At 58.6% G+C, this 7,070-nt stretch carries 6 protein-coding genes and 1 tRNA gene; 2 read left to right on the top strand and 5 right to left on the bottom strand.

The window, feature by feature from the left end; translation table 11 throughout:
- The 4 genes from IT585_03330 to IT585_03315 form a co-directional block, all read right to left on the bottom strand.
- The coding region (locus IT585_03330; GenBank protein ID MCC6962260.1) for a proline--tRNA ligase at positions 1-473 on the bottom strand (473 nt) is incomplete at its 3' end.
- Positions 474-622: 149 nt separating this feature from the next.
- Entirely contained in the window at positions 623-1,291 is a 669-nt protein-coding gene (locus IT585_03325) for a hypothetical protein (GenBank protein ID MCC6962259.1), read from the bottom strand.
- A gap of 40 nt (positions 1,292-1,331) precedes the next feature.
- Positions 1,332-1,925: a hypothetical protein gene (locus IT585_03320; protein MCC6962258.1), complete on the bottom strand. Its 594-nt coding sequence runs from the start codon at positions 1,923-1,925 to the stop codon at positions 1,332-1,334.
- A gap of 601 nt (positions 1,926-2,526) precedes the next feature.
- The gene (locus IT585_03315) at positions 2,527-4,644 is read right to left on the bottom strand and encodes an SUMF1/EgtB/PvdO family nonheme iron enzyme (protein ID MCC6962257.1); all 2,118 of its coding nucleotides are present in this window, start codon (positions 4,642-4,644) and stop codon (positions 2,527-2,529) included.
- A 282-nt stretch (positions 4,645-4,926) separates the two neighbouring features.
- Between IT585_03315 and IT585_03310 the strand changes: the two genes are divergently transcribed.
- Positions 4,927-4,998, top strand: a tRNA-Arg gene (locus IT585_03310).
- A gap of 1 nt (position 4,999) precedes the next feature.
- Here the strand turns inward: IT585_03310 and IT585_03305 are convergent.
- Positions 5,000-6,568, bottom strand: a complete 1,569-nt coding sequence (locus IT585_03305; protein ID MCC6962256.1) for a glycosyltransferase family 39 protein — start codon at positions 6,566-6,568, stop codon at positions 5,000-5,002.
- Between the two features lie 156 nt (positions 6,569-6,724).
- On the opposite strand from IT585_03305, the gene IT585_03300 reads away from it, so the two are divergent.
- A partial coding sequence (locus IT585_03300) for a hypothetical protein (protein MCC6962255.1) occupies positions 6,725-7,070 on the top strand: 346 nt, incomplete at its 3' end.

Raw genomic sequence — 7,070 nt, 5'->3', positions numbered from 1 at the left:
TTCATCAGGAACTCGCGGCCGCGCATCAGGCCGAAGCGGGGGCGGATTTCGTCGCGGAATTTGACCTGAATCTGGTACAGGTTGAGCGGCAACTGCCGGTAACTGCGCAGCTCGCCGCGGATCAGGTCGGTGACCACTTCCTCATGCGTCCCGCCGAGCACCATGTCGTGGCTGTGGCGGTCCTTCATCCGCATCTGCTCCTTGCCCATCACATCCCAGCGCCCCGATTCCTGCCACAATTCGCCCGGATGCAGCACCGGCATCGTGATTTCGATCGCGCCGGAACGGTTCATCTCCTCGCGCACGATATTGATCGTCTTGAGCAGCGTCAGTTGCATCAGCGGCAGGTAGTTGTAGACGCCCGCTTGTAGCTTGCGGATATAGCCGCCGCGCTGAAGCAGCTTGTGGGAGATCAATTCGGCGTCGGCCGGGCTTTCGCGGAGAGTCGGTATGTATGTCTTCGTCCAGAGCATCGGTCACCTTTACGTTAAGTCACAGGAAGTTATCGGCTCGCGGACGAGAGTCAATAGTGAATTTGGTGGAGATATCGCCGCAGGTCTAAACCACTCGTGCCGCCTCAACCGACCTACCGCGATCGCGTGAATGGTTTCGAGCTGCAAGACTAACGTGCAGGTTGATCGCAACCGTAAGGAGCCGGAGCGCCGGAAAAGATGTAGCCGACCAGCCAGACAGCGTCCGAAATCGTGACAATCCCATTGCCGTCGGCGTCGCCTTCACAGACTTGTTGTGGAGGCGGCCCTCCGCCGAAAATATAACTGATGAGAAAGACTACATCAGAAATCGACCACCGGTAGTTGTGGTCGGCATCGCCACACTTGCAGGCGGGATTGTTATTCACAATGGTAACGTCGAGTTTGCAGCTGTCGGCAAGTTCGGGGAGGCAGCAGAGCGGCGGCTCGCCAGCTACTCCAACACAAAGTGTGGGCCAGCGCCCGGGGTACGCATCGTCATACGGAACCTGAAAGCGCAAGAGACTCCCGTAGGAATCCGCTGTGACATTGGGACACTGCGCATTAATACTGGCAGCGAGAGCGGCAGCCACTGCGGCGGCAGACGCACCGGCCGGGACCCTCACATTCGAATCGCAGAGATTATAGCCGTCGCCGGAGATACACCAGGAATAACCCGAGCCGTTGGCGTTTCCGAAAACCCAATATCCAAGAGTAGGAAGATATGGCCCGTACGGTGGGCAGACATTCTGAGCCTGCGCCGTGATTCCTGCAGATACGCAGGCCAGCAAGACAAGGACAGAAGCCTTCATCAGATTCATGCGCTCAAGCTCCTTTCCGGGTCCTGCTGTTGTGTCGGACTCAGCACCCAGCCGGTGCCGGGCCGCCGCTGAAAATGAAATTGATCATGTAGACCGCATCGGAGATCGTGACCAGCTTATTACCGTCCGCATCGCCCTCGCAATCCCGGCGCGGAGCCGGACCGCCGGCGAAGATGTAGTTGATCAGAAACACCGCGTCCGATATCGACCAGGTCAGGCTGTGGTCGGCGTCGCCGCACTTACAGGAGTAATTGTAGTTCTCGATCTCAACATCCAGCACGCAAATCTGCCCGCCGAAGGGGACACAGCAAGTCGGCGCTTCTCCCGCTCGGCCCAAACACAAGGTCGGCCAGTTCTCCGGATGCCCGTTCATGTACGGCAATTGAAAATAAAATCTGTCGAGGAAGACAGAAGCAGTAACATTCAGACACTGCGCCGCAATACTGGCCGCCAGAGCCACGGCTACATCATGTGCACTCGCACCCGCCGGTACCGCGACGTTGGAGTCGCAAAAACTGTAGGCATCGGCGTTGATGCACCACGAATAACCCGAACCGTCGGAAGTCCCGAACACGCGAAACTCCCATTCATAGTCGTTTGGTAAGTCCGGCGGGCAGACGTCTTGGGCTAGCACGGAACTTCCGATTATGACGGATTTAAAAACGAGAAGGAGCGCAGGCAGAATCTGCATCATAACCTCCGAAGTCGCTTTACGCGCAAGATAAGCATGCTTCCCGTTTTTGGCAATCGGCATTGTCGCCGCCGGAGACGATGTTCGCGCGCTCACCGACCGGATCCATCGTCACCCCGTTTGACTTAACACGCAGGGCCGGTGCACGGGTCCAATCCGTTCGCTGGGAACAGCGCAAACGTAGACTCCGACATGCCACAATTCCCCTCTCGAGAGGGGTGGATCGAGCCCGCCTTGCCGATTCCACCTAAAGCACCAACGTCACGCGGCCTCCACTACCTCTCCTGTCTCCCATCCTGCGGGCTCGAGACGGGGTGTGTCGCCCGGTCATGCTGCGAAATCCCATCGCGACGAACCGCCGCCCATCTATTCCCCCTCAGCAACGGCGGCCAGCGGGTCGGATTCCATATCATTCGTCTCCGACTACAATGGCCATATCCTGTCACTCGCCGTGTCGTGTCATCGCGAGGAGCCAACGAACACCCTCATCAAATCGCGCTCCACCGCGACGAAGCAATCTCGGCCCGCAGGCGCGTTCCTCGCGCTACGGACAATTCGGAATCGGCCCGCCCGCAAAAATGTAACTGATCAAATACACCGCATCCGAAATCGACACCCCGCCGCTGCCGTCAACATCGGAGTCGCAAACCGGCGCCGGGCCGCCCGAGAAGATGTAGGCGATCAGATAAACCACGTCGGATACGCTCACCAGTCCATCGCCATTAGCATCGCCGCAGAGGCAACTCAATGCCACCTGAAGCAGGCGCATCCCAACCACTACTGACGCCGAAGTGACATTGCTGCTGCCGCGCAACGCCCCGGCCGATCCCGACTGCGGAAACGGGAACAGTCCGGCGCGGGCAATCATGTCGCGCGTCGGGCCAACTGCGACCAGGTCCTGCCCCCACTCAAACACATTGCCGGACAGATCGTAAAGCAGATTGCGATTATCAGTATCAACTGTGAGCGTCGTCGCATCTGCCAGGAAACTGACGCCGTTGTAGTACCCGACCGGCGTTGTCGCCGGCTCGAACGGATCATTGCTGGCGGCATAGTTGCAGTCGACATTGTTGATCGCGTCGCGCCCGTAGCCAAAACTCCAGTGAAACGCCGGCACCGTTTCGCCGAAGGGACCGGGACGGTCAAACGCCGGCGCCGCCGGATCACTGGCGATCGCTTGATACCACTCGTTGTACAGGTTGTTCTGCAGACTGATCAGACCGGTGACCCCGAGTCCCAGATTGTCCATCGGCAGTCGATAGCCGCTGTAGTTGTCGACCAACGCCTGCCGCTCCGCGGCGTTCAGATCTCGCGCCGCCCAATCGCCCGCCATGATCGTCACCGGCCGCCAGTCACTCGCTAACGGCCCCTCTGTGTAGCAACGCTCGCCGAGTCCCAGACCCTGGTCGATCGTCATCCAATTGCAGAACTTCACCGCTCCCAGCCAGGTCAAGCCGGTTACCGGATGGTTGACCCGGTCGACCTGCGGCACGTAGCGCAGCCCGACCGCGGCGAGCGGATTGTAGTTGATGCTCGACTGAGTGCGATCGAACATCATCTCGCCGCCGGTCGTCACGACCGAACCGTCCGGCATGAAGATCATGAAACTCGACCGCGCCGTCGCGCCGCCGTCAACTTCGGCATCATTGAGGAAATACGCATACTGCAGATTCGTCAGTTCGTACTTCCCCATCAAGAACTTGTATCCCACCGAACCACCGGGGAACGGATTGACCGGCAACATGTAATTCGTCAGCGGCAGGCCGTACGGAATCGGGAACGACTTCTTCTCGATCCGCAGTTTCAACTCGCCACAGAACACGCCGCCTTCTTTGTCGCGGATGCCGCACAGCGCATCCACCGGCCCCGGATCCTGCATGAGCGAACCGGCTTCCGTCCGAACGGCAATGTCAAAAGCAATCGCACCGGCCGGGCCATTAAACGTATACACGCCATCCCCGGTGTTGGTGGCATTCACCGGCAGAATCGGCAGTCCGAACACCGGCGCAGGCGCTGCGCCATTGACAGCGAAAGCGACATCGGCCGATACCTGCGAAGCATCCTCAACAAATGCCTCGGCAGAGTTTGTCACCAACGTGTAGTATTTGTACTCGTAGACCACCCGGAAGGAATCGCTGGGGCTCACGCCGACCACCTGCGCCTTGATTAGCGAATTCAACGTTGCGCAAGCGCGGCCATAGCCGCCGTCGCCGCACAGCTCCTCGTCGGCGGTGACGCGCCACTTGATCACCAACTCGCGCGTGCCGATACCCCGAATGCCGAGTTGAATCACCGCGTCGGTGTTGAGCTGCCCCGGTCCGGCCGCGTCGGTCGAACCGGCATCGCACATCATCCGCAAATCAAACGCTTCGGTCGAATTCGGGCAGACCAGCAGATTGCCCGCTCCAAAGAACGAAGTCTGCGCATCGTCAGTGTAGACGCACGGCTGGAAATTGCACGGATTCGGCAACCCGTTGATCGCCGGACAAGAGCCGAAACCGTCGGCCGGCGTGAACCCGCCATCGTTGAACAGGTCCGCCAAGGCCACGGTGCGCAAGTCGACCGTCGAGCCAAGCGGATCAACTGTCCACGTCTGCGCATATACCGGCGCGCACAACAGCGCGGTCAAGACCACACCGCGGAGGTACAACTTGAGAAACATACCGCCTCCCCTCGCGAACGCGCGAGGTTTTTGATTAATGCCGTTTGTATTCAGATTCTATTTTCGTTCGGAGACGCGCGCCAACGACAGGAGGCAAAGGAGATTCGCGGCCGGCAGCAATAGAGATGTTGGTTGCGTTAGTCACAATCTATACCGCCGGCAATAGATTAGCAACTACAAAGATAGACTTAGACCATTATCATCATCAGATGGCGCTCTCAGGTCGTTCTGCCGGCAAATCGGTTGACAATTGCCTTGGAAAAATCTACTATAGCGCCAGTTGCCCCCATGGTGTAATGGATAACGCGTCGGCCTCCGGAGCCGGAGATTCAGGTTCGATCCCTGATGGGGGTACTTAGTTCAAGCGGGGCGCTAACCTCACCACCCACGACTCATTGCGCCGATTGTACCTGGGATTCAGCCGGTTAGCAATCGCATCCAGCAGCGACGGCTCGCCGTGAAACACTACCTCATACTGCCCGAGCCGCTCCGTTAGAGCGGCAAGATGTCGCTCCAGATCGCGATCGGCGTAGATCACCGCATAGCGCGGCGGATCGCCCGGATTCAACGCAGCCGCCGCCAGCAGCGAATCCAGATCGCCGTCTCTCCGCAACACCACCGCGCCGGAGCGATCAGTGCTCCAGTACGAATACGGCACATACAGATTCCGCTCCGTCATGTCGATCAACACTCGGTCCGCATCGGGCTGGCGCGACAGGTACACCAGCGGCGATACCGCCCCCCGCTTGCCGTAATTGATCGTGAACACCGGCAGTGCCGCCAAATTGACTACCATGAAGATCCCCCAACATATCCGTCGCAACCACCGTGCGCGCGACCACAAGTTTGTCCCTTGCTCAAGCTGATACAGCACCGCCATGCCGAGAACGATCAGCAGCGGCAGCATCGGAATCATGAAGCGTTCCTGCTTCTCGGTAATGATCGAGTGAATCACCACAAAGCAAACCAGCGCGCTCCACAGCACCAGATGCCGCCAAATGACACTCTTGTGAAAAAGTCCCACGACCATCACAATCGACAGCGGCGGCACCATCACACCGAGCAGCAGGAGCAAATGCCGATACCACGGCCCCGCGACGTTCGGCTCGCCTATGTGAGTCACCAAATTTACAAAACTCCCCCAGAAGCGTCCGTGCGTCCACAGATCCAGCAACGCCTGCAGTAGCATCATAACCAGCAATGTCGCAACAAACATCAGCGCGGGCGAAAACAACCCCCTGACCCCCTTCGCCAAGGGGGAATCAACTTCACGCTGTCTGTGCGCTGCAATCATCATCGCCAGTGGCACAACCACGATCGCCGCCGCCGACTGGTAGCGGATCATCAGCGCCCCGCCGCAAAATAGGCCTCCCAATAATGCGAACCGCGAGTGCTTCCCTGTCGCCTTGGTCGCACGCTGGGCATAGTAAAGGCCGGGCATCAGCAGGTCCGCCGAGACCATCTCGACCAAATTCCGCACCCCTAAGAACGGCATCAGAAAATGCCCCGCCAGCAGCAGCCCTCCGATGGTCGCGGTGCGTTGATTCGTCTCCTCACGCAAATAGCGATATCCGAAAAATACCGGCAGCAGCGACAGCAGCGCGTGGATCAGCCGATTGAAGTACATGTGCGCATCAAGCGTCGTCACGCCGACGAGCGCGGTCACCTTCATGAGGCCGAGCAGGAAGAAGTTATAGACGGCGCTGCGAATCACGCCGAAATCGGGCTTCCCCTCCCAGCGCAATGAACCGTCTTCGAGAAAACCGCCGTCATGCTGCCAACTCCACGCGATATTGACCGTCTCGAAATGATCGTCATGCGCAAAGTACCCCTGCGAGAAGACGACAGCGATCAGCCGGAGGGCAAGCGCCAGAAAGAGGACATGTCGTACTTTGATCGCGGCAAGTGTGCTGGGTCGATTCACGACTGCGAAAGTAGCTCGCCAAATTTCTGCGGCAAGCGTGATTGCACGATTGTTGCGCGTCCTCCGTCTACAAATTGAGGAAAGCGTCAGCTTGCCGGCAAAAGGTATCAAAATGTCGGAAGGTCATTTGGGCTCAATGAACACTGGGAGGTAAAAATGGGTACTTCATCAGGCGTTATCGTGGCGTTCCTGCTGCTGGTTTGTTTGAACGTAAATGGCGGGGCCGCCGTCAAGGATGATGCTAAATCGCTTGCTCCCGCCGGCTCGCGCTCCGGAAATGCGGCGTTCGATATTCGCGTGCACAAGACGGGTAACTTGTATTTTAGCATTAGCAACTACGGCATCCTCGGCAATCAAGGCGACCCCTCGCTTCTGGATCCCGAAACCGGACTGCCGGCGCCCTCGTGTGAATTCCCGGCTGGTTCCGGACTTGAATACTTGTACCAAGGCGCGATCTGGATCGGCGCGATCGTAAACGGCGACACGCTGGTTTCAACCGGCC

The sequence above is a fragment of the Candidatus Zixiibacteriota bacterium genome (assembly GCA_020853795.1).
Classification (GTDB): domain Bacteria; phylum Zixibacteria; class MSB-5A5; order CAIYYT01; family CAIYYT01; genus JADJGC01.
This window is presented reverse-complemented; position numbering and strand designations above follow the sequence as displayed.

Bases quoted from the DNA above. Each gene is read 5' to 3' on its own strand.
- IT585_03325 (MCC6962259.1), bottom strand. From the start codon at position 1,291: ATGAATCTGATGAAGGCTTCTGTCCTTGTCTTGCTGGCCTGCGTATCT.
- IT585_03315 (MCC6962257.1), bottom strand. From the start codon at position 4,644: ATGTTTCTCAAGTTGTACCTCCGCGGTGTGGTCTTGACCGCGCTGTTG.